Raw genomic sequence first — 20,666 nt, 5'->3', positions numbered from 1 at the left:
AGCATCGGGCAGAAGCTGAGCCTGTTCGCGCAGAACGCTGGGATGAAGCTGTTCGCGGGCAAGGGCAAGGTCGAGATCCAGGCGCAGTCGGACAACGTCGAAGTCACCGCGCAGAAGGCGGTGAAGGTTGTGTCCGCAACCGATCGGATCGAAATCGCGGCCGATCAGGGGATTCTGCTGACGAGCGGCGGTGGGTATATCCGCATCAAGGACGGCAACATCGAGATTCATACGCCTGGCGCGGTGGATGTGAAGGGTGCGTCGCATACCTTCGCCGGGCCGGCAAGCATGGGGTATCCGTTGCCGAGCCCGCGGCCGGATCAGCCGGGGCAGTTGGAGCTGTTTCACAAGTACGTGAATGGAGAGGCGGTGAAGGGCGGGCTGTTCACGGTGAGAGACGTGAACGGCGCCGTGCTGAAACAGGGCGCGCTCGACAACAGCGGCCATACCGTCGTGAGCGGTTTGCCGCCGGGCGCGGTGCGCGTCGAATTCGGCAAGGACCCGCGCGAATCGGATCAGCCGGCGAACTATTTCAAGCAGGCGAAGTGGCCGGCAGAGCCGGTCGCGCCGTCGCCGGAGGCGGCACAGGCAGCGGCGAGCGGGCAGCTTGCCAGCCAGCTCCAGGGAATGGCGCCCGCTGCGACCACGGCGGCGTTGGGCCTCGTGAGCGGTGGCGGCGCCGGCGCGGCGCTCGGCGGTCTCGCGAGTTCCGCGTTGCCGGCTGCCGCGAGTGCGCTCGGTGGGGCAGGCGCCGTTTCCGCGCTGCAGACGGCTTCGAGCCTGGGCAGCGCTGCGAAGCAGGTGGCCGGGATGGTGCAGGCCGCACGGCAAGGTGGGCTCGCGGCGTTGGCGACGCCGGCTGCGAATGCGGCGTCCGGTGCGCTGCAGGGCGCTGTGCCGGGTGTTGCCGGAATTGCCGGCAAGGGCGCTACGGCGGTGGCATCGGCTTCGGCTGCCGGTGTCACCGGCATGAAGCTGCCGACCAGCGGGTTCGGCGGTCCGTTGCAATCCTGAGAGGGCGGCGTGTTAGCCGTCTGCAAAAAACGATTTGAACGAAAAGCGACATGGCACAACAACTTCCACCGGGCGCCGAGAACGAACAGGCCGTTCCCTGGCTCAGCGACATTTCGACGAAAGATGTAGCGGCTGGCGGCGACCGCATCAATCAGTGGCTGCTCAGCATCAGCGGTAACCACATTTCGTTCGAAGATCTGAAGACGGTCGCGAGCGCGGTACCGATCATCGGCAACCTGATGGCGTTTTACGATGCGGTGTGCGACATCGTGACGATCATCGAGAAGCGCAGAGCCGATTTGCTCGACTATCTGGGCCTTGCGATCAACTTGATCGGCGTGATTCCGCTTCCGCCGCCGCTGGCGTCGTTCCGGCTGTCCGCACGTCCGCTGCTCGCGCTCGTGCGCAACCAGTTGCTCGTATCGCGCGGCAATCTCGCGACAGCACTCATTTCCGTGCTGGTCACGCACGTCAACGCCGCGGCCGCGACCGAAATCGAAAGTTTTCTGAACACGCTGCAGCAAGTCCTGACCGACCTGCTGAACGACTGCGCGGCAAAAGCGCAGGAATTGATGGTCGGCATCGCGAATGGACTCGAACTCGCGCTGCAGGGGCGGCTTTTCGATAGCAGTACAAACGTGCGGCGCACCGAGGCGGTCGCTCGCAAAATGGACGAGCGGTCCTGGTACAACCCGATGCTCGTCGTCGACGCGATCGAATACGGCTACGAAGGCTCCGTCGCGCTGGGGAAAGAAGCCGGAAACGCGGTGGCAGGGACGGCCGCGAAGCTCGCGCCGGATTCGTGGCTGCAACCGTTCCGCGATATCGTCGCGTTCCTGAAGGCCGAAGCACCAAAAGTCGCGAAGGCGATCCGCGAGTTGAACGGCAGCGAAGAAGGCAAGATGCTGTGGCTCATCGCGCAGCTGGTCGCGGCCGTCGCGCAGGTGCGCGCGCGCGGAAAGCTGCATGAAAAAGCCGCCGACGTGCCGCCCGGCGGCAAGGGGCAGGCACAGCACGAGCGTCCGCAGGGGCCGCTCGGCGCAATCGAACAAGAGAAGAAGCCAGGCGGCGCAGGTCCGAGCCCATGCAAGGGCTGCCCGATCGCGTCGCCCGGCTCGATCGATTTCGCGTTCGGCGATGAGACATTCACGCACACCGATTTCGAATTGCCGGGCGCGTTGCCCGTCGTATGGGCGCGGACGTATCGATCGCGCCTGTCCGCATACGACAACGGCGAACTCGGCGCGCGGTGGCTCACGCCGTACACCACCCGCATCGATGTCGAAGGCGACACCTGGTTTTACCGTGATGGGAACGGACGTAGCATCGAATATCCGGCGCTTGCAGTCGGGGGCGTGCACGACGATCTCTCCGAAAGCCTGACGCTGTCGCGCCTCGACGACACGTGGGCGACGGTCGCATATGGCCACGACGAACTGCACGTGTACGAACGACGCGGCGATGCATTCCGACTCGCGATGCAGAAGGATCGCGCCGGCAACACGATCACGCTCGACTACGACGTACTCGACCGCCTCGTCCGGTTGATTGATGCCAGCGGCAACGTGCTGTCGTTCGAATACGACAAGCAAGGGCGCATCGTGTTGATCGAGCAGGTCCTGCAGGACGGCAAGCGCCGCACTCTGGCGATTTATGCGTACGACGACGCGGGAGACCTCGTGCGCGCGATCGACCGGCACGGCAATGCGTGGAGCTATGCGTACCGTCGACACCTTGTCACGCGCTATACCGACCGTACTGGCCGCGGAATGACGCTCGAGTGGGACGGCGCCGACACCGACGACAATGCCGATGCGAAATGCGTCCGCGAATATGCGGACGACGGCAGCCTCGACATCCGCCTTGCGTGGCATCCGAAGATCCGGCTTACCTACGTGACCGACGCGCTCGGTCAGATGACGCGCTATTACTACAACATCAAGGGCTACATTTATCGAGTTGCATACCCGGACGGCACCGAGGAGTGGTTTCGGCGTGACGAGCACAACAATCTGGTGCTGCACATCCTGCAGGACGGCAGTATCGAACAGATGCGTTACGACGCGCGCGGCAACCGTACGTGGCACGAACGCGCGGACGGCAGCATCATCGAGATGGCCTATGATGACAAGGACCAGATGATCAGGCTCGTCGATCCGAACGGGCACGTGTGGCAGCGCAAGTACGACGACGCCGGCAATCTCGTCGAGGAGATCGATCCGCTCGAGCACGCGACGAAGTACGCGTACAACGACAAGGGGCTGCCGACGCAAATCACCGATGCGAAGGGCGGGACGAAGGCGCTCGAATACAACGATGCCGGGCAGCTCACGAGCTACACCGATTGCTCTGGAAAGAAGACGGAGTGGCAGTACGACGATATCGGACGCGTGGCAGAGGCCAAGGATGCGTCCGGTGGCATAGTCGCCTATGGTTACGGACCGAACGGGCAGCTGTCTGAGATTCGTTCTCCCGCCGGCGTCGAGCACGTGCAGTACGACGCCGAAGGCAGATTGCTGCGGCATACCGATCAACTGAACCGGTCGACGCGATACAGCTACGATGCGGCAGGCCGCATTGCGAGTCGCGCCGACGCGCTCGGGCAGACGATTGCGTATCGCTACGATCGTCTCGGCCGGCTTACCGCACTGATCGATGGGAACTTTGCGACGTATCAGTTCCACTACGATCCGGCGGGACGGCTGATCGAAGAGATCGGCTTCGACGGCAAGTCGACGCGTTACCAATACGACAAGGAAAGCGGCAGCCTCGTCTGCGTCGACGAAGCCGGCTGCGTGAGGTCGGTCGACCTCGACGCGACCGGACGGCTGATGAAGCGCGCCTCCGGCGAAAGCGAGGAACGGTTTGCGTACGATCGGAGCGGCCGGCTCATCGACGCGGTGAACCGCTACAGCCGTGTGCAGTTCTTCTTCGATCCTGTCGGCAATCTCGTCCGAGAGCATCACGCATACGATCTGTTCGGCGAGCGACGCAGCTACGTGTGGCATCACGAATACGACGAACTCGGCAATCGGCGGCGCACCGTGCGACCGGACGGCCACGCGATCGACTGGCTGATGTATGGCTCGGGGCACGTGCACGGGATGCTGCTGGATGGCGACGAGCGTGTGCAGTTCGAGCGCGACGCTCTGCATCGCGAAACGGTGCGGCTGCTGTCGAGCAAGGTCGGGCAACGCACGCACTACGATCCGGCTGGACGGGTGCTGCAACAGACGATTCAGCGGTCCACGTCGCCAGCGCCGCTCGCCGAGCGGCAGTATCGCTATGACGCGGCCGGTCAGTTGTTGCGGATCGAGGACAGCCGCAAGGGCGGCATCGACTATCGGTACGATCCGGTCGGACGGCTGATCGAGGCAATCAGCCCGGTTGCGAAGGAGCGGTTCTCGTTCGATCCCGCGAGCAACATTGTCGATCCGGTGCGAGCGAGCGACACGCCCGCGTCGCGGCCGAGCCTGGTGCGGCCGGAAAGCACATTGCCGGCAGAGGTGCCGAAGGTGCTGGGCAACCTGCTGAAGGCGTATGCGGGGATGCACTTCGAGTACGACGCGCGGGGCAATCTCGTGCGCAAGCGTACGCCGGCGGGCGAGCAGGAATACGAGTGGGATGCGTTCAACCGTTTGCTGTCGGCGCGCGTCGCGGAGACGTCGCGGCAGAGTGACGCGCGGTACTTCTATGACGCCTTTGGCCGCCGGATCGCGAAGGAGGTGAACGGCGAGCGGACCGTGTTCGGGTGGGATGGCGATACGCTCGCGTACGAAAGCGATGGTGAGCGCGGCACGCACTATATCTACGAGCCGGGGACGTTCGTACCGCTCGCGCAGTATGTGGCCGAGCCGGTTGTTGGAATCAAGACGCCGGCGTGGAAGAGCAGTGATCGTTACGTGCCGGAGGAAGATCCACTGCAGAAGGTGCCGCAGCGTAGGGCTGACGCGAAGCTTTTCTATTACCACTGCGACCAGATCGGCACACCGCAGTTGCTGACGGATGACGATGGGGACGTCGTTTGGGAAGCTTCGTACAAGGCGTGGGGGGAAGCGTGCGAGGTGATCGCGCGCGCGTCGAAGGCGGCGGGGATCGTGGCGAGGAATTCGTTGCGGTTCCAGGGGCAGCAGGAAGATCATGAGACTGGGCTGCATTACAACCGGCATCGGTACTATGACACTGCGTCCGGGCGGTTCGTCAGTAAGGATCCGGTTGGGCTGGCTGGTGGAATCAATGTCTATCAATACGCGCGTAACGCTGTACTATGGGCCGATCCGCTCGGCCTCACGCCTTGCAGCTTGATCCGCTATAAAATTAGAGACAGCCTCGCGCCAATGGCGGGCTCTCGTCAAACGGGTATCAATCGTGCCTGGAAAGCCGAGCAGGAACTCGTGAAAGCCACCGGTTCGGGGACTGTAGATTGGACGCCAGCACAGATGGATGAATTGCTTAGCAACGGAAAGGTAACCGGGTTCACCGGGCATCATATAAACAATGTTGAAAGCAACCCCGCATGGGCCGGAGATCCTCGAAATATTGTCTTTCTGTCGAATGGGCCCAACGGGGGCGACCATCTGAACAGCCTGCAGGGGCATCGCGGTAATTACCAAAACGCAACATCGGGCCGCTTGATCGACCGTGCGGCAATGATTAGTCAGCATCAGAGAGCAAACGAAAATGCAAACTGCCGATAGTGTTTTTCGTGAAATACGTACGATTCTCGGAGCGCATGCCAGTGTAGTCGATCAAGCGACCACACCTGCTGCATCAATATCGGCTGGATACAAGGAAGTTGCCACGTGGATATCGGCCTTGCAAGGAGCGGATCTGACAATTCCTTGGTCCGCGGAGGAGCTTCACCTGTACGGAAGTCAGACGACGTTAGAGGCGGCGCAAATCGGGTATCGGGTCGATGCTTCGGGGGGACGTCTGTCTGCATGGAAGGACGAGTGGCTCGTGCTTGGACAGATAAGCGGAGACCCGATCATCGGCGACTTCAGCAAAGAAGACTGCATTATTCTTTTTGCACGTCATGGATCTGGCTCATGGCGAGCAAATCATGTTTCAAACGACATAACGACCTTTGCCGATGTGTTGCACATCTGGTGTGATCTCTTTATCACGAAATATGCAAAGGACGTTTACGACGATACACTGGCTCTCCGATCGGATTTCCTAGCCCAATTGCGGCAACGAGTGAGTCAAAAATTATCGAATACCCAAACCGATGTATTCATGAGCATGGTCGATGGTTAGTGTTGCTCCCGACCATCGCACCGGTTAAGAGCGCCGAGCTGCGTTGCGAGCCGGAGCGATTGCCGTCGAGCAAGATCGGGCAACGTACGCATTACGATGCGGCGGGACGCACGGCTGCAACAGACGATCCCACGATCCGCGGCTCCAAGTCGCTTGCCGGGCAGCGGTATCGTTACGACGCGAAGGATCAGTTGCCGCCGGTCGAGGACAGCCGCAAGGGCGAGGTGCGTGGTGGGCGCGTTGCCTCGCTACGAGCGAAGCAACGAAGTACTCAGCGAGGCACGAGTAACGCGCGCCCGATGCACCTGCAGCCATCGCAAGCGGTGACAGCAAAGAAAAAGGCCGCTTGCTGCTAGCATGCCGAGCGTCGAGCAGGTGCAATACGACGCTGAAGGCCGGTTGTTACGGCATACCGATCAACTGAGCCGGTCGACGCGATACGGCTACGATGCGGCAGGCCGCATTGCGAGTCGCGCGGATGCGCTCGGGCAGACGATTGCGTATCGCTACGATCGTCTCGGCCGGCTTACCGCACTGATCGATGCGAACTTTGCGACGTACCAGTTCCATTACGATCCGGCCGGGCGGCTGATCGAGGAAGTCGGCTTCGACGGCAAGTCGACGCGTTACCAATACGACAAGGAAAGCGGCAGCCTCGTCTGCGTCGACGAAGCCGGCTGCGTGACGTCGGTCGACCTCGACGCGACCGGACGGCTGATGAAGCGCGCCTCCGGCGAAAGCGAGGAACGGTTTGCGTACGATCGGAGCGGCCGGCTCATCGACGCGGTGAACCGCTACAGCCGTGTGCAGTTCTTCTTCGATCCTGTCGGCAATCTCGTCCGAGAGCATCACGCATACGATCTGTTCGGCGAGCGACGCAGCTACGTGTGGCATCACGAATACGACGAACTCGGCAATCGGCGGCGCACCGTGCGACCGGACGGCCACGCGATCGACTGGCTGATGTATGGCTCGGGGCACGTGCACGGGATGCTGCTGGATGGCGACGAGCGTGTGCAGTTCGAGCGCGACGCTCTGCATCGCGAAACGGTGCGGCTGCTGTCGAGCAAGGTCGGGCAACGCACGCACTACGATCCGGCTGGACGGGTGCTGCAACAGACGATTCAGCGGTCCACGTCGCCAGCGCCGCTCGCCGAGCGGCGGTATCGCTATGACGCGGCCGGTCAGTTATTGCGGATCGAGGACAGCCGCAAGGGCGGCATCGACTATCGGTACGATCCGGTCGGACGGTTGCTCGAGTCGATCGGACCGGCCGGCAAGGAGCGGTTCGCATTCGATCCGGCGAGCAACATCATCGATCCGGCACGCGTTGAGACGGCTCGCAAAGAGAACAGGCCGAGCCCGGTGCGTGCGGAAAGTTCGTTGCCTTCCGAAGTGCCCAAGGTATTGGGCAATTTGCTGAAGCAATATGCCGGGCGGCATTTCGAGTACGACGCGCGTGGCAACCTCGTTCATCGCACATCGCCGGCGGGCGAGCAACGTTACGAGTGGAATGCGTTTAATCGGATGACGGCTGCGAGCGTGCAGGAGACTGCGCGCAGCAGTGAGTCACGGTATTACTACGATGCGTTGGGCCGCCGGATTGCGAAAGAGGTGAACGGCGAGCGTACGGTGTTCGGTTGGGACGGAGATACGCTGGCGTATGAGAGCGGTGAGCATGGCAGCACGCACTACTTGTACGAAGCGGAATCGTTCGTGCCGATGGTGCAATACGTCGGTGCACCGGTCAGTGGCTGCGAGACACCGTCGCGTAGCAATACAGATCGCTACGTGCCGGAAGATGATCCGCTGCAACGGGTACCGGAGCGGACAGGGCAGGTGCATGCCTTCTATTACCACTGTGATCAGATCGGCACTCCGCAGGTACTGACGGATGACGATGGCGATGTGGTGTGGGAGGCGTCGTACAAGGCGTGGGGTGAAGCTCGCGAGGTGATCGCGCGGGCGTCGAGGGCGGTAGGGATCGCTCCGAGGAATTCGCTGCGGTTCCAGGGGCAGCAATTTGATGATGAAACGGGGCTTCATTACAACCTGTATCGGTACTACGATCCGAGTAGTGGGCGCTTCGTGTCGAAAGATCCGATTGGGTTGGCTGGCGGGGTCAATGTCTACCAGTACGCGCCGAACCCGACGCTGTGGATCGATCCGCTGGGTTTGCAAAAGAAACCATCGGTTCCACCGCATATATCGCGGCAGAAGCAAGCGGGTCATGTACTAGGTGAGCCTCAGTATGACAATCGAGTTAAACAAGGTAAGCCCACCTCGTGCTTCTGTGATTGGGACGATGCAGTGCAGTACACAGATGAGGCTTGGAGCAAGGGTAGCCCCGTCCCTGGGCGCTCGAATGTACGGGACCACGATTTCAAGACGCCTATTGGTTTTGGCCCCAACGGAGGCACTCAAACTTCAGTGCGCGTTCACCAAGACAATGGAGGAAAAATACATGGACATCCCAAAGGCCCAGAGACCCCATGATTCGAATTTTGATTGGGAAAGATTCTCGCGTTCCGTTATTGATTCGTACGGGAGTTTTGAATCCCCGGACTACTCGTTCGTTAAAGAGAATCTTGCTGCGACAAAGTACCCTGGTGTGATTCAATTTCTTGAAAAGAATTTTGATTTCCATGAGGATACCGAGCCCAACACCGACGTAAGTTACGGATATTTCGTGAGGGGTGATGGTGCGGATTTCATATTGCGAGTATCGTTTGTTGGTCCGTACTACTATTTATCGTTGTTGTCGGCAGACGGAAGTCAAGACTCACCGAGTATTGATCTGCCATCAACCAATTCAGTGTACCCACTGATAAAGAACATGGAGGAGGCTGGTATGATTTTTACTCCTGTTGAGGTCTTGAATAAAAAATTTAATTTCGGTAATCAATTCTCAAGTGTCTACTCGATTCTTTACTGTTACGAGGATGAGCCGTCCTGGATCGAAATGTAGGGGATGGATGTCTCTTGAACGTTTGATGCCTTGGCGACGCTGGAGAACCTGTTGTAGCTCTTTGGTCGCACGAGACAAGGCATGCGTCAGCGATTGCAGATAGCTTTGCAGCCTTCCTAACTACGCCCGGTCGACCGGGATAGCGATGAAGGAAGCATCTACACTCAATAAAATAAGGATTCTCCATGCGGCGTTCACTTCTTGCGCTTATCTTGCTTGCGACCGTAACGGCAGCGTCTGCCGATAACACTGATTCAAGGGCCGCGGATGCGCCTGATCTGGTGCATCTCAAACCTTATGCCGCGAACGGCGTCAGCTTCCAGCTTCCTTCGAACTGGACGGTTACGTGGAGTGGCCGGCTGGAGGATACGAATGGGCAGGGGGTCGATATCGAAGCCGACAAGGCGGCATTCGAGGTTCTGACGTTGGGTGTCACGGTTCAGGTTGTGCCCACCAAGGTTGCGCCGACGCTAAAGGGAACGGCGGCGTATCTCTACAACCTGCAAGTCGACGACAAGCCTGCTCAGTACACGAAAGCGAATTACGAGCCGATCATGTTGAACGGCAAATATCCCGCGCTCGCATCGCGCTACTCGCATAAGATTTTCAAGGACGACCGGGTGTATGCACATCGGCTCGACCTGATTGCGAGCAAGCCTTGCGGCGACGGCTGGACCTGCATCATTTTCTCGACAGGTCTGGCCGCCAACGAAAATCCCGCGAAGCAGGGCATGGCGAAGATCTACGAGACAGTTCGCTACCAACCCTGAAGGGCAGTCCGACGCGGGAAATTGGACGCGATCTCGAATGTGGGTACCGCGTCCGCCAACTGACCGGCACACTGCCGCCGCCAACCTCGTGCATAAGACATTGGCATAATCACGCCTTGCCGGCACGAACGCCGCGGCGCAGGCGCACTCGTGCAACTGCCGCATCTCGCCCCGAGCGCATTGACTCCAGCCCAGTTACCACCGCACTACCCATGTCGACCACCACCACGACCACCGCGTCGTTGAAACACATTCTCGAACACCCGGGCGATTTCTCCGGTTGGCTCTGCTTGCCGCCGATGCCGTGGACGCTCGATACGGACGGCGTATTCACCGAAGACGCCAACGACGCCAACGACCCCGAGACCGACACGCCTCCCGCCACTACCCCCCAACCCGGCTGGCGCGTCACGCTGTCCAGCGCGACGATCGAGGACATCGTGATCAACGCACATGACCAGGTCGATGAACCGAGCGTGACGCAATTGTTCGATGCGTTCGTGTTCTACGTCGACAACGAAGAATTCATTCTGCTTTGACGACGCGCGACGACGCGCACCACGCGCCACAGCAAAAAAGGACCGCCGAGCGGTCCTTTTTCGATGAAGCATCAACACCCGAACGAAGCACGCCTCAAGGCAACGAAATCGTCAAATTAGCCGACTCCGGCCCCACCTTGATCACCTGCGAATAAGGCGCCAACGCCTGCAGCGTCTTGTCCTTCAGATAAGTATTGAGCCCGAGATACCCGAGCAGGGCCACCAGCGCAAACACGGCGCCGATCGCCCAGACCGGCACCTCGCGCTTCAACCGATGCGCGATCTGGTCCGGCAGCGGCCAATGCGGCGCGAACGCGGCGCGCTTGCCCTTCATATGCGCGATCTCGTCCCCCAGCCGCGCGGTGAGGTAAGCGAGCTTCTCCGGCCCCTCGAGCAGATACTTGCCCTGAAACCCGAGCAGCAGGCACATATGAAACACCTCGAGCGACTGCAACCGCGCCGCGCCCTGCGCCCGACATTCCTCGAGATATTGAAAGAACTTCTCCCCCGCGAGCTGCTCGCCGAACAGCACGAGCTGCAGCGGCCGGCGTTCCCAGTCGGTCCGGATCTTGAACTGCGACGACAGCACCATCTCGTCGACGGCCGCGCAGTACGCGAACTTCGCGCCATACACGTCCTCGGCCGGAATGTTGAGCTTCTTCGCGCCGCGCTCGAAATCCGACAGAAACTCCTGGATCTTCGTGCTGAACTCGCTCGCGCTGTCCGGCTCGCGGCCGTTCTTGAGCAGGAACAGCATGAAGAACCCGTCGTACAGCAGGTCGAGCAGCGAACGGGCCTGGAACGAGGCGTCGGTCGACGCCGGGGTATGCAGCGGGGCCGGCGCGTTGTCGCCGAACAGGGAAGGCGCGTAGCTCATGATGTGACCGCGATCAGTTCGAATTTCAGGTCATTGATGCCAGTCGGCGCGTAGATCATCGCGGACTGGGCCTGCAGCATGCGCTCGTAGAGCGCACCGCGCGAATCAAGCTGGAAATAGCACGCGCCGGGCCGCACCGGAATCGCGGGCGGTACCTGCGGCATGTACGACAGCCGCACGCCGGGCATTGCCGACAGCACCAGTTTGTCGACGTCGTCGGGCGCGCCGACCTTGAAGCGTGCCGGCACCGCATCGACGAGCTCGACGCTCGGCATGTCCGCGGACACGGCCAGGTAGAACTCGGTCTTGTCGTCGATCTTGCCCGAATCGAGGCGGCCGAGATGGAACGACGGACGCACTTCGTCGAGCGTGATCGCGAAGTAGCGCGTCGAGATCACGGTATCGAGCAACTCGCGCAGCATCAGGTCGAGGCGCGCGAAGCTCGGGCCCGGATCGTCATGGCGATACACGGGCAGGTCGGCGAGCGTGTAGCCCTTCGAAAACGTCATCAGCTGGCCCGCGAGGCGCAGCAGTTCCTGGAACAGCCGCTCCGGATGCAGCGCCGCATGCTGGTGCAGGTGCGCGAGCGTCGCGAACGCGGCGTTTGCGGTGTGCAGCAGCCAGAACGACGCGATGTCGCCCGAGCGGAATTCGATGATGTTCTTCGACGGCTCGCGGTGAAAGCCATACAGCGCGTTCACCTTTGCCTGCAGCGCGTCGACGAGCTGGCGCAGCCGCTGGTGCAGGATCGGCGAAGCTTCGATCGCGAGGCACGGCGGCACGAAGCTGTCGTCGATCTCGAAGCCGGACGTCGCGGTGCGGCGCACGCGCACGAGCGGCACCGACAGCAGCTGGTCGCGCGGCTCGCTGTGCGCGATCAGCTTGACCTGCGTCTTGAGGAACGTGATGTCGGCTTCGGCGGCGTCGGTGAAGTTGTCGGCGACGCTCGTCTGCTCGCTGACGAAACGCGTCATGAAGCCGGCGGCCGGATCGTCGCTGTAGTTGGTGCCGTTCTCGCGCAGCGGATGCAGCGCGAGGTAGAAGACGAATTCGTTGATGCCGTCGGGCAGCGTGTCCAGCGCGATCGGCGGCGGCAGGTCGTCGGCCTGCGGCGCGGCATACAGCGCGCCGTCCGGGAACACGAGCGCAAGCTCGGCCACGCGCAGCACGTTGCTGCCGAGCGCATCGCGGTCGATGCGCACCGAGCGCACGCCCCAGTTGTACGGCTGGATCGCCTGGATGGATTCGAACAGGCGCGCCTCGTGATAGGCGTCCTGCCGCTGAAAGTGTTGGGGCCGGAGGAACAGCCCTTCCCCCCAAAGCACCTTGGCCGAATAACTCATGTCAAATCCGGTTAATGTGGCGTTGCGATGTAATCGATTTGTTCATGCCCGAATTAAATCGCCAATTTGTTAACTCTTGTTAATTGACATTCGTGCGTCATGCTTAACCGCAGGTGACCGACGAAAGCAAATTCAGCGGTTGCGAAGGCGCGCCCTGTTGCGGTGCGATGACCGAGCCGTCGGCGACCGTCATCGCGCAATTATGCAGGCCGATGATTATGCCGGATTTCTCCGACTTCGCCGGGTCGAACGTCAGTTTCCAGCGCTGGATGGCGGGATCGCGGAACAGTGCGACGATGCCGAATGCCTGCGCTTCGCGCGACACCTTTTCGGTTGCCGTATAGCGCTGGCCCGGAATCAGCGTGATTTCACGCACGTTCAGCAGATCGGTGCCCAGCGCGGCCTTTTCCTTGGCCGGATCGGTGAATGCATCGAATGGCGCCTGCTGGAACGAAGTCGGATCCTTCAGCGCGTAGAGCCGCACCACTAATGCGAGCGGCTTGCGATCGTTCGCGGCGTTGAGGTTCGGCGCGGCGGCGAGCGTGAGCCCGATGTTGCGCGGCGGCTTCTGGGCATCCGGCAGTTCGGGCTTGCCGATGCCGGCGGCCTGCATCACGGCGCTCGCGGCGGAGCCGAGCAGCGGGGCGGCCGCGCATCCGGCCAGGAGCGCGCAGGCAATCAGCGGCAGCGCATAGCGAATCATGGACGATCTCATCGTGTTTCCGGCGTGCCGCCTTTAACTCCCCTGTCAAAACTACCGGGCATTTCCGCGTTCATCGCGAATGCCGGCTTATCTGCCGTTCAACTATTAAGCACGCGTGCGGCGCATCGCGCTTCCGGAAATTTTTTCCGTCACCCGCGCGAAGCGTTGTCGAGCAAGTAAAACTTGCGCATTCCGGTCGCTCGAAAAACCGTCGCCGGGCCGTTGCCGGAGACGTTTCGAGGGGGTAGCGCACGGATTTAAAAGGAATTACTCTGCACGCAGCGATTGAATTATGAAAAATTGATCGGTACTATACCCGCGCGCTTCTTGCAAAGCAAAAGAACCAGATTCTCAACGATTTTAATACTCACGCGCCGGTGGATATAACGATGAAAGACCGTCTCTTCGCAAAATTGTCTGGGGTAGTGCTGGCTTGCGGCGTGATCGCCGGTTGTGCGAGCCAGCCGCCGGCGCCGACTGCCGAGGTGTTCAACAAGTCGCTGGCCGATGCGGACGCCGTTGCGAAGTCGGGTGACCAGGACAAGGCGCTCGGCCTGTACCAGCAGCTCGCGAAGTCGGATCCGACGCGCGAGGAACCGTGGTCGCGCATCGCGCAGATCCAGTTTGCCCAGAACCACTATGGCCAGGCGATCGTCGCCGCGCAGGAGGCACTGCAGCGCGACGCGACCGATCGTCAGGCGAAGAGCGTGCTCGCCGTCGCGGGGCTGCGGATCGCGACGCAGTCGCTCGGCGAGCTGCGCCAGGATGCATCGCTCGCGGGCGATGCGAAGTCGGACGCGCAGGCGCTCGCGAAGCAACTGCGCGACACGCTCGGCGAATCGGCGCTGTTCCCGCCGGAGCAGCGGACCACGAAGGCGCGTACGGCGCGTCGCGTGATTCATCGTCCGAAGGCCGGCGCGGCGCCGGCCACCGAGGCGGCTGCAGCCGCAACCACCGCGCCGACGCCGGCCGCCGCGCCGCAAAAGGGCGGCGCCGATCCGTTCAGCGCGCTGCGCAACTGACCGCAACAGACGCGATAACCACAACTAACCTGGGAGCCGTCGAGATGGCCAAGAAAGAAAGCATTCAGAAAAGCTTGCAGAAAATACGGCCGCCGCGCGTCCAGCTGACCTACGAGGTCGAGAAGGGCGACGCGATCGAGGTGAAGGAACTGCCGTTCGTCGTCGGGGTCGTCGGCGATCTGGCGGGCCAGTCGGAAGTCGAGCAGCCGAAGCTGCGCGACCGCAAGTTCGTCAACATCGACCGTGACAACTTCGACGACGTGATGAAGGCGATCGAGCCGCGCGCCGCGTTCCAGGTGGAAAACCGCCTGAGCCCGGAAGGCGGCAAGTTCGCAGTCGACCTGAAGTTCCGTTCGCTGTCGGATTTCAGCCCGGACGAAGTCGTCGAACAGGTCGAGCCGCTGCGCCGCCTGCTCGAGGCGCGCTCGAAGCTCGCCGACCTGCGCAACAAGCTCGCCGGCAACGACAAGCTCGAGGATCTGCTGTCCGAGGTGCTGAAGAACACGCAGCAGCTGCAGGAGCTCGCGAAGGGCACCGGCGGCGACAAAGACGGCGAATGACGACGGAGTGTTGAGATGAACCAGCAAACGGCTGCGGCCCAAGCGAGCGGCGCGGAATACGCCGCCGGGACTTCGCTGCTCGACGATATCGTCGAGAAGAGCAAGGTCGCGAAATCCGATTCCGAGCATGCCCGTGCGAAGGACCTGATCGGCGAACTCGTGCACCAGGTGCTCGACGGCACGGTGATCGTGTCGGACAACCTGTCGGCGACGATCGACGCGCGCGTCGCGGAACTCGACCGCCTGATCTCCACGCAGCTGTCCGCGGTGATGCACGCGCCGGAATTCCAGCGCCTCGAAAGCACGTGGCGCGGGATGGACTACCTGGTCAAGGAAAGCAACACCGGCCAGACGATCAAGATCAAGGCGCTGCACGCACCGAAGCGCGACCTCGTGCGCGACTTCAAGGGCGCGAGCGAGTTCGACCAGAGCGCGCTGTTCAAGAAGGTCTACGAAGAAGAGTTCGGCACGTTCGGCGGCTCGCCGTTCGGCGCGCTGATCGGCGATTACGAGATCTCGCGCCAGCCGGAAGACATGTACTTCATCGAGCAGATGTCGCACGTCGCGGCGGCCGCGCACGCGCCGTTCATCGCGTCGGCGTCGCCGGAGCTGCTCGGCCTCGAGTCGTTCTCCGACCTCGGCAAGCCGCGCGACCTCGGCAAGGTGTTCGACACGGTCGAATACGCGAAGTGGAAGTCGTTCCGCGACGCCGAAGATTCGCGCTACGTCGGCCTGACGCTGCCGCGCTTCCTCGGTCGCCTGCCGTTCAATCCGAAGGACGGCCAGACCGCGGAGAACTTCAACTTCGTCGAGGACGTCGACGGCACCGAGCACGACAAGTACCTCTGGTGCAACGCGGCATGGGCCTTCGCGGCACGCCTGACGGCCGCATTCGACGACTTCGGCTGGTGCGCGGCGATCCGCGGCGTCGAAGGCGGCGGCCTCGTCGAGGACCTGCCGACCCACACGTTCAAGACCGACGACGGTGAAGTCGCGCTGAAGTGCCCGACCGAAATCGCGATCACCGATCGCCGCGAGAAGGAGCTGAGCGACCTCGGCTTCATCCCGCTCGTGCATTGCAAGAACTCGGATTACGCTGCGTTCTTCGCCGCGCAATCGGTGCAGAAACCGAAAAAATACAGCACCGACAGCGCGAATGCGAACGCCGTCCTGTCCGCCCAGCTTCAGTACATCTTCTCGGTATCGCGCGTCGCGCACTACCTGAAGGCGATGATGCGGGACAAGATCGGCAGCTTCGCATCGGCGCAGAACGTGGAGACTTTCCTCAACCGGTGGATTTCGCAGTACGTCCTGCTCGACGACAACGCGTCGCAGGAACAGAAGGCGCAATTCCCGCTGCGCGAGGCATCCATACAAGTGTCGGAGATTCCGGGCAAGCCGGGCTCGTATCGTTCGGTCGCGTTCCTGCGCCCGCACTTTCAGCTCGACGAACTCTCGATTTCTCTGCGACTTGTCGCTGATCTGCCCAAACCGGCAAATTCATAAGCGAGTAAATCGCCCGGGCGGGCCGCCTGGGTAGGACGTTAAAACCACCTCTTTGGGGAGTCGAAGGGCCATGTTACATATGCACTTGCAGTTTGGTAGTCCGGCGGTGAAGGGCGAATCCGCGGACAAAGACCATCAGGGCTGGATCGAACTGAAATCGTGGGATCACTCGATCGTTCAGCCGCGTTCGGCAACGGCATCGACCGCGGGCGGTCACACGATGACGCGCTGCGAGCACGGCGACATGATTTTCACGAAGGAAATCGATTCGTCGAGCCCGCTGCTGTATCAGCACGCATCGGGCGGCACGACGTTCGATGAAGTGACGGTCCATTTCTCGCGCGCGGACGGTGAAGGCAAGCGCGTGCAGTATCTGGAAGTGAAGCTCAAGTACGTGATCATCTCGAGCATCGCTCCGAGCGTTCGCGAAGAAGGTCTGCCGCTCGAGACGTTCTCGCTGAAGTACGCGGCCGTGCAGTGGAAGCAGACCCAGCAGAAGATCGGCGGCAACCAGGGCGGCAACACGCAAGGCGCCTGGAGCCTGACGAAGAACGACAAGACCTACGCGGTCTAACGTCGGTTGCGGCAACGGGGCGCTCGGCGTCCCGTTGCCGTTTTCGCTGTGTACGCCGGCCGATGAAACGATTCGAACCCAGTTTTCTCGACAAGCTGTTCGACGACGAACCGCACCTGCCGGCCTCGGCCGCGATGCGGCAATTGTCGCTGGACGAGCTCAAGAACACGGTCGCCCGCGACGTCGAGGCGATCCTCAACACCCGTATCGCGCACACCGAAATCGAGCTGGCCGCGCTGCCGGAATGCCAGAAATCGGTGCTGACCTACGGGCTGAGCGATTTCGCGGGGCTGAGCCTCGCGAGTCACTACGACCGCGCGTTCATCTGCAAGTCGATCCAGCAGGCCATCGCGCGCCACGAGCCGCGGCTGCAGCAGGTGCAGGTGACGTTCGAACTGAACGAGCAGTCGACCAACGCGCTGTACTTCGCGATCCAGGCGCTGCTCGTCGTGCATCCGGCCGAGGAGCCGGTGAGTTTCGACGCGATGCTGCAGCCGTCGACGCTGCAGTATTCGGTCACGCGCACGCGCGCGGCCAGAATGCTGTAAATCAAGCCGCCGAGCGGGCCGGACCGCCCGGTGATGGTTCAGGGTCCGGCAGGAAATATTGAGGTTCTCGGGGTCGTCGATGGAAGAATTGCTGCCGTACTACGAGCGCGAATTATCGTTTTTGCGGCGCTATTCGCGAGATTTCGCCGAACGTTATCCGAAGATCGCCGCGCGGCTCGCGTTGTCCGGCGAGCACTGCGAGGATCCGCACGTCGAGCGGATGATCGAGTCGTTCGCCCTGCTCGGCGCGCGCATCAACAAGAAGCTCGACGACGACTACCCGGAATTCACCGAAGCGCTGCTGGAAGTGCTGTATCCGCACTACCTGCGGCCGTTCCCGTCGTGCTCGATCGCGCAGTTCACGCCGGCCTCGCCGGGCCAGCAGACCGAACCGGTCGTGATCGACCGCGGCACCGAGCTGAAGAGCCGTCCGATCCGCGGCGTGCAGTGCCGGTTCCGCACCGCATACGACGTGACGCTCGCGCCGATCCGCATCTCGGAGGCGCGCTTCACGCCGGTCGCGCTCGCGCCGAGCGCGACGGTGCTGCCGTCCAACGCGACGGGCGTGATCTCGATCACGTTCGAATCGCTCGCCGCGCAGCTCGATCTCGGCGCGCTGAAGCTGCCGACGCTGCGCGCGCACCTGCACGGCGAGCAGTCGTTCGTCGCCGCGCTGACCGATTGCCTGTTCGTCAACGTGCTCGGCGCGTATGTCGAGCCCGAGCGCAACGGCCGCTGGACCGCGCTGCGCAAGCTGCCGATCGCGCATGCCGGCTTCGACGAGGACGACGCGCTGATCGACTACCCCGCGAAGTCGCACCCCGCGTATCGCCTGCTCACCGAATACTTCGCATTCCCCGACAAGTTCGATTTCGTCGATTTCGACCTCGCGGCGATCGCGCGCGCGTCGGGCCGCTGCCAGCGCGCGACGCTGCATCTGGTGCTGCAGGACGTGCGCAGCGATTCGCACGTCGCGCGGCTGCTCGAGTTGCTCACGGCCAGCCATTTCCGGCTGTTCTGCACGCCGATCGTCAACCTGTTCCGCCAGCACGGCGAGCCGATCCGCATCACGCACCGCGCGGTGTCGTACCCGGTGATCGCCGAAGCGCGCCGCGCGTTCGCGTACGAGGTGTATTCGATCGATTCGGTGAAGCTCGTCCGGCAGCAGGCGCATGAAGAATCGGTGATCGAGTTCCGGCCGTTCTATTCGCTGCATCACGGCGAGTCGGCGCGGATCGGTCATTACTGGTTCGCGCGCCGCAACGACTGGGTCGCGCAGAAAAGCCCCGGCTACGAAACCGAGATCTCGATCGTCGACATCGACTTCGAGCCGACGTCGCCGCAAACCGACACGCTGAGCCTCGACCTCACCTGCACGAACCGCGACCTGCCGTCGATGCTCGCGTTCGGTCTCGAAGGCGGCGACCTGTTCCAGGAAGGCGGCGCGCAGACGAGCGGCATCTCGCTGCTGCGGCGCCCGACGCAGAGCGTGCGCTTCGAGCGCGGTCGCGCCGCGCACTGGCGGCTCGTGTCGCATCTCGCGCTGAACCACGTGTCGCTGGTCGCGCACGGGCTCGCGCCGCTCAAGGAAATGCTGACGCTGTACGACCTGCGGCGCACCGCCGTGTCAATGCGCCAGATCGACGGCCTCGCCGGCGTCGAGCAGCGCGGCGCCGTGCAGTGGCTGCCCGGCAAGCCGTTCGCGACTTTCGTGCGCGGCATCGAGATCCGCCTGACGATCGACGAGGAGCACTTCGTCGGCGCGAGCCTCGCGTCGTTCGTGCGCGTGCTCGACAGCTTCTTCGGGCTGTACGTCCACCTCAACAGTTTCGTTCAACTAGTCGTGGTGTCGAAGCGCACCGGCGAGGAGATCATCCGATGCAAGCCCCGGACCGGCGAATCGATCCTGGCGTAGTCGACGCGCTGCTCGACGAGCCGCACCGCTTCGAGTTCTTCCAGGCGGTGCGCGTGCTCGAGGGGCTGTTCGCGCGGCAGGCGTCCGATGCGCCCGGCGCATGGCGGCAGGGCGACGTCGTCGCGCAGCGCATCGAATTCCGCAACACGCTGTCGCTCGGCTTCCCGCCGAGCGAGATCGAAGGCGCCCGTTCGTTCGACGACGGCGGCACGCTGCTCGATTCGGGCGAGCAACGCGGCGCCGCGCTCGCGGCCGGCGAGCTCGGTCACGTCGAGCTGACGCCCGCATTCTTCGGGCTGCTGGGCGGGCAGGGCGCGCTGCCGCTGCACTACACCGAGCAGATCGTCGCGCGCGAGCACCTGAAGCGCGACCACGCGGCGCGCGCCTTCTTCGACGTGTTCTCGAACCGCGCGACCGCGCTGTTCTACGCGGCGTGGAAGAAGTACCGGCTGCCGTTCCATTACGAACTCGACCGCGACGAGCGCTACCTGCCGCTCCTGCTCGCGATCGCGGGCGTGCCGAGCGACGAGGTGCGCGACAGCCTCGCGGCCGGCGCGGGCGGCGTGCTCGACGAGGCCGTCGCCGGCTACGCGCTCGCCGCGCGGCACCGGCCGATGTCCGCCGCCTACCTGCAGCGCACGCTGTCCGATTATTTCCGCGTGCCCGTGAAGATCGACCAGTTCGTCGGCAAGTGGTACGACGTGCCGCCCGACCAGCTGAGCGTGCTCGGCGAGGTCAACGCGGTGCTCGGCGCGACGGCGCTCGTCGGCGAACGCGTGTGGCAGCGCGACATGCGCGCGCGGATCGTCGTCGGCCCGCTGTCCAAGCGCGACTACGAGGCATTCCTGCCGGGCGGCGCGCAGGCCGTCGCGCTCGAGCGGATGCTGACGCTGCTCGCCGGCGTCACGCTCGAATACGAGGTGAAGCTCGTGCTGAAGCGCACCGAGGTCGGCGCGAGCGTGCTCGGCGCGGGCTCGCGGCTCGGCTGGGACGCATTCCTCTGCACGCGCGACGCGGTCGACGACCGCTCGGATGCCCGCTACGAACTGCACGTGATTCACTGATTCC

18 protein-coding genes are annotated in these 20,666 nt (G+C 62.6%); 15 read left to right on the top strand and 3 right to left on the bottom strand.

Translation table 11 applies throughout. The features are described from left to right. The 8 genes from WS49_RS20875 to WS49_RS20855 form a co-directional block, all read left to right on the top strand. The coding region (locus WS49_RS20875) for a DUF2345 domain-containing protein (RefSeq protein WP_156441426.1) at positions 1 to 1,014 on the top strand (1,014 nt) is incomplete at its 5' end. Positions 1,015 to 1,064: 50 nt separating this feature from the next. Beyond that, positions 1,065 to 5,711, top strand: coding sequence for an RHS repeat-associated core domain-containing protein (locus WS49_RS20870; RefSeq protein WP_082725555.1), 4,647 nt, complete (start codon positions 1,065 to 1,067; stop codon positions 5,709 to 5,711). Further along, a complete protein-coding gene (locus WS49_RS35200) occupies positions 5,695 to 6,273 on the top strand; it encodes a hypothetical protein (protein WP_156437285.1) in 579 nt (192 codons plus the stop codon). Before WS49_RS20870 ends, WS49_RS35200 begins: the two co-directional genes overlap by 17 nt. After that, positions 6,273 to 6,629 (top strand): hypothetical protein, encoded by a 357-nt coding sequence (locus WS49_RS35195; protein WP_156437286.1) that lies wholly within the window; start codon positions 6,273 to 6,275, stop codon positions 6,627 to 6,629. Before WS49_RS35200 ends, WS49_RS35195 begins: the two co-directional genes overlap by 1 nt. A gap of 1 nt (position 6,630) precedes the next feature. After that, positions 6,631 to 8,769 (top strand): RHS repeat-associated core domain-containing protein, encoded by a 2,139-nt coding sequence (locus WS49_RS20865; protein WP_373557199.1) that lies wholly within the window; start codon positions 6,631 to 6,633, stop codon positions 8,767 to 8,769. Next, a complete protein-coding gene (locus WS49_RS35190; protein WP_156441425.1) occupies positions 8,738 to 9,241 on the top strand; it encodes a hypothetical protein in 504 nt (167 codons plus the stop codon). The genes WS49_RS20865 and WS49_RS35190 overlap by 32 nt, the downstream gene beginning before the upstream one ends. A 185-nt stretch (positions 9,242 to 9,426) precedes the next feature. Beyond that, positions 9,427 to 10,011, top strand: coding sequence for a hypothetical protein (locus tag WS49_RS20860; protein ID WP_156441424.1), 585 nt, complete (start codon positions 9,427 to 9,429; stop codon positions 10,009 to 10,011). Between the two features lie 212 nt (positions 10,012 to 10,223). Next, the gene (locus tag WS49_RS20855; protein WP_059532831.1) at positions 10,224 to 10,550 is read left to right on the top strand and encodes a DUF7716 domain-containing protein; all 327 of its coding nucleotides are present in this window, start codon (positions 10,224 to 10,226) and stop codon (positions 10,548 to 10,550) included. Between the two features lie 94 nt (positions 10,551 to 10,644). Here the strand turns inward: WS49_RS20855 and icmH are convergent, their stop codons facing one another. The 3 genes from icmH to tssJ form a co-directional block, all read right to left on the bottom strand. Next, complete coding sequence (icmH, locus tag WS49_RS20850; protein ID WP_059532829.1) at positions 10,645 to 11,427, bottom strand: type IVB secretion system protein IcmH/DotU; 783 nt, start codon at positions 11,425 to 11,427, stop codon at positions 10,645 to 10,647. After that, positions 11,424 to 12,770 carry a type VI secretion system baseplate subunit TssK gene (tssK, locus tag WS49_RS20845; RefSeq protein ID WP_059532826.1) on the bottom strand — a complete coding sequence of 449 codons (1,347 nt, stop codon included), beginning with the start codon at positions 12,768 to 12,770 and terminating at the stop codon, positions 11,424 to 11,426. Before tssK ends, icmH begins: the two co-directional genes overlap by 4 nt. 103 nt (positions 12,771 to 12,873) lie before the next feature. Further along, on the bottom strand, positions 12,874 to 13,485 hold the full coding sequence (gene tssJ / locus WS49_RS20840) for a type VI secretion system lipoprotein TssJ (protein WP_059532823.1): 612 nt from the start codon (positions 13,483 to 13,485) through the stop codon (positions 12,874 to 12,876). Positions 13,486 to 13,862: 377 nt separating this feature from the next. On the opposite strand from tssJ, the gene WS49_RS20835 reads away from it, so the two are divergent. From WS49_RS20835 to tssG, 7 genes are all read left to right on the top strand, one after another. Continuing rightward, complete coding sequence (locus tag WS49_RS20835) at positions 13,863 to 14,495, top strand: tetratricopeptide repeat protein (RefSeq protein ID WP_059532820.1); 633 nt, start codon at positions 13,863 to 13,865, stop codon at positions 14,493 to 14,495. 44 nt (positions 14,496 to 14,539) lie between these two features. Beyond that, entirely contained in the window at positions 14,540 to 15,055 is a 516-nt protein-coding gene (gene tssB / locus WS49_RS20830; protein WP_044845930.1) for a type VI secretion system contractile sheath small subunit, read from the top strand. 15 nt (positions 15,056 to 15,070) lie between these two features. Beyond that, entirely contained in the window at positions 15,071 to 16,561 is a 1,491-nt protein-coding gene (tssC, locus tag WS49_RS20825; RefSeq protein ID WP_039320274.1) for a type VI secretion system contractile sheath large subunit, read from the top strand. Between the two features lie 70 nt (positions 16,562 to 16,631). Beyond that, on the top strand, positions 16,632 to 17,135 hold the full coding sequence (locus WS49_RS20820) for an Hcp family type VI secretion system effector (protein ID WP_006477093.1): 504 nt from the start codon (positions 16,632 to 16,634) through the stop codon (positions 17,133 to 17,135). Positions 17,136 to 17,197: 62 nt separating this feature from the next. Continuing rightward, on the top strand, positions 17,198 to 17,683 hold the full coding sequence (gene tssE, locus WS49_RS20815; protein ID WP_059532818.1) for a type VI secretion system baseplate subunit TssE: 486 nt from the start codon (positions 17,198 to 17,200) through the stop codon (positions 17,681 to 17,683). A gap of 79 nt (positions 17,684 to 17,762) precedes the next feature. Then, entirely contained in the window at positions 17,763 to 19,598 is a 1,836-nt protein-coding gene (gene tssF / locus WS49_RS20810; RefSeq protein WP_059532816.1) for a type VI secretion system baseplate subunit TssF, read from the top strand. Continuing rightward, positions 19,562 to 20,662 (top strand): type VI secretion system baseplate subunit TssG, encoded by a 1,101-nt coding sequence (tssG, locus tag WS49_RS20805; protein ID WP_059532813.1) that lies wholly within the window; start codon positions 19,562 to 19,564, stop codon positions 20,660 to 20,662. Before tssF ends, tssG begins: the two co-directional genes overlap by 37 nt. The last annotated feature ends 4 nt before the right edge of the window (positions 20,663 to 20,666 follow it).

The organism is Burkholderia sp. RF7-non_BP4, from assembly GCF_001521935.1.
Classification (GTDB): Bacteria; Pseudomonadota; Gammaproteobacteria; order Burkholderiales; family Burkholderiaceae; genus Burkholderia; species Burkholderia diffusa.
The sequence above is the reverse complement of the archived record's forward strand: the minus strand, read 5'-3'. Positions and strand labels throughout refer to the sequence as shown.

Bases quoted from the DNA above. Each gene is read 5' to 3' on its own strand.
- tssG (WP_059532813.1), top strand. From the start codon at position 19,562: ATGCAAGCCCCGGACCGGCGAATCGATCCTGGCGTAGTCGACGCGCTG.
- WS49_RS35190 (WP_156441425.1), top strand. From the start codon at position 8,738: ATGGACATCCCAAAGGCCCAGAGACCCCATGATTCGAATTTTGATTGG.
- WS49_RS20865 (WP_373557199.1), top strand. From the start codon at position 6,631: ATGCCGAGCGTCGAGCAGGTGCAATACGACGCTGAAGGCCGGTTGTTA.
- tssJ (WP_059532823.1), bottom strand. From the start codon at position 13,485: ATGAGATCGTCCATGATTCGCTATGCGCTGCCGCTGATTGCCTGCGCG.
- icmH (WP_059532829.1), bottom strand. From the start codon at position 11,427: ATGAGCTACGCGCCTTCCCTGTTCGGCGACAACGCGCCGGCCCCGCTG.
- WS49_RS20855 (WP_059532831.1), top strand. From the start codon at position 10,224: ATGTCGACCACCACCACGACCACCGCGTCGTTGAAACACATTCTCGAA.
- WS49_RS35200 (WP_156437285.1), top strand. From the start codon at position 5,695: ATGCAAACTGCCGATAGTGTTTTTCGTGAAATACGTACGATTCTCGGA.
- tssK (WP_059532826.1), bottom strand. From the start codon at position 12,770: ATGAGTTATTCGGCCAAGGTGCTTTGGGGGGAAGGGCTGTTCCTCCGG.
- WS49_RS20835 (WP_059532820.1), top strand. From the start codon at position 13,863: ATGAAAGACCGTCTCTTCGCAAAATTGTCTGGGGTAGTGCTGGCTTGC.
- tssF (WP_059532816.1), top strand. From the start codon at position 17,763: ATGGAAGAATTGCTGCCGTACTACGAGCGCGAATTATCGTTTTTGCGG.
- WS49_RS20870 (WP_082725555.1), top strand. From the start codon at position 1,065: ATGGCACAACAACTTCCACCGGGCGCCGAGAACGAACAGGCCGTTCCC.
- WS49_RS20860 (WP_156441424.1), top strand. From the start codon at position 9,427: ATGCGGCGTTCACTTCTTGCGCTTATCTTGCTTGCGACCGTAACGGCA.
- tssE (WP_059532818.1), top strand. From the start codon at position 17,198: ATGAAACGATTCGAACCCAGTTTTCTCGACAAGCTGTTCGACGACGAA.
- tssC (WP_039320274.1), top strand. From the start codon at position 15,071: ATGAACCAGCAAACGGCTGCGGCCCAAGCGAGCGGCGCGGAATACGCC.
- WS49_RS20820 (WP_006477093.1), top strand. From the start codon at position 16,632: ATGTTACATATGCACTTGCAGTTTGGTAGTCCGGCGGTGAAGGGCGAA.
- tssB (WP_044845930.1), top strand. From the start codon at position 14,540: ATGGCCAAGAAAGAAAGCATTCAGAAAAGCTTGCAGAAAATACGGCCG.